At 47.1% G+C, this 1,273-nt stretch carries 1 protein-coding gene and 1 pseudogene; both read left to right on the top strand.

The genetic code is table 11. From position 1 onward, the window contains the following. Nucleotides 1-330, top strand: a pseudogene (locus R7P35_RS24835) (S-(hydroxymethyl)glutathione dehydrogenase); the annotation flags it as partial. A gap of 61 nt (nucleotides 331-391) precedes the next feature. After that, nucleotides 392-1,231, top strand: coding sequence for an S-formylglutathione hydrolase (gene fghA / locus R7P35_RS24830; protein WP_005464966.1), 840 nt, complete (start codon nucleotides 392-394; stop codon nucleotides 1,229-1,231). The last annotated feature ends 42 nt before the right edge of the window (nucleotides 1,232-1,273 follow it).

Below are 1,273 nucleotides of genomic sequence, written 5' to 3'. Positions count from 1 at the left end.
TGTATCGGTAACGTAAACGTAATGCGTCAAGCGCTTGAGTGCTGTCACAAAGGTTGGGGTGAGTCGGTGATCATCGGTGTTGCGGGTGCAGGTCAAGAGATCTCAACTCGTCCATTCCAGCTGGTTACGGGTCGTGTATGGCGCGGCAGTGCGTTCGGTGGCGTGAAAGGTCGCTCTGAGCTTCCAGAAATCGTAAACCGCTACATGGCGGGTGAGTTTGGCTTACAAGAGTTCATTACTCACACGATGGGCTTGGAAGACGTAAACAAAGCATTTGATCTGATGCACGAAGGTAAGAGCATCCGTACCGTTATCCATATGGATAAGTAATGCTGACTCAGGCTCTCCGTAAGGGGAGCCTGAATTCATTCTGTTGTTAGAGAGTTTATCCATGACCATTGAAAATGTAAGCCAAACCAAAGTGTTTGGCGGTTGGCACAAACAATATACGCACGATTCTAAAGCGTTGAACTGCACCATGCGTTTTGCGATTTTCTTGCCGCCGAATGCAACCAAATCCAACCCAGTACCCGCTTTATACTGGTTGTCGGGCTTAACCTGCACCGATGAAAACTTTATGCAGAAAGCGGGCGCATTTCGTATGGCGGCAGAACTTGGGATTGCCATCATTGCTCCGGACACCAGCCCGCGTGGTGAAGGCGTTGCCGATGATGCAAGTTACGACTTAGGCCAAGGCGCAGGCTTTTACCTCAACGCCACTCAAGCACCGTGGTCACTGCATTACCATATGTACGACTACGTCACGCAAGAGCTGCCAGCCATCATCGAAGCCAACTTCCCAGTATCGGATGTGAAATCAATCTCTGGCCACAGCATGGGCGGACACGGTGCGCTCACCATTGGCCTTAAGAATCCGACACTATACCGCTCGATTTCAGCATTTAGCCCAATCAGCAACCCAATGCAGTGTCCGTGGGGACAAAAAGCATTCACCGCATACTTGGGCACTGATATCGAAAGTTGGAAGCAATACGATGCAAGTGAGCTTTTGAAGAAAGAAAAATCACCCTTACCAATTTTGGTTGATCAAGGCGATGCGGACGGTTTCTTGAGTGAGCAACTCAAACCGGAAGTCTTATTAGCCGCAGCAAAACAACACGGTTCAGAATTGAATCTGAGAATGCAATCTGGCTACGACCACAGTTATTACTTTATATCGAGCTTTATAGACAATCATTTAAACTTTCACGCAAAATATTTATTTGCGTAAATAAAAATAACTTGATGATATATAAAAATAAAGCCACCAAAT

Origin of the sequence: Vibrio sp. Vb0304 (assembly GCF_033338995.1) — a bacterium.
Lineage (GTDB): Bacteria > Pseudomonadota > Gammaproteobacteria > Enterobacterales > Vibrionaceae > Vibrio > Vibrio alginolyticus.
The sequence above is the reverse complement of the archived record's forward strand: the minus strand, read 5'-3'. Positions and strand labels throughout refer to the sequence as shown.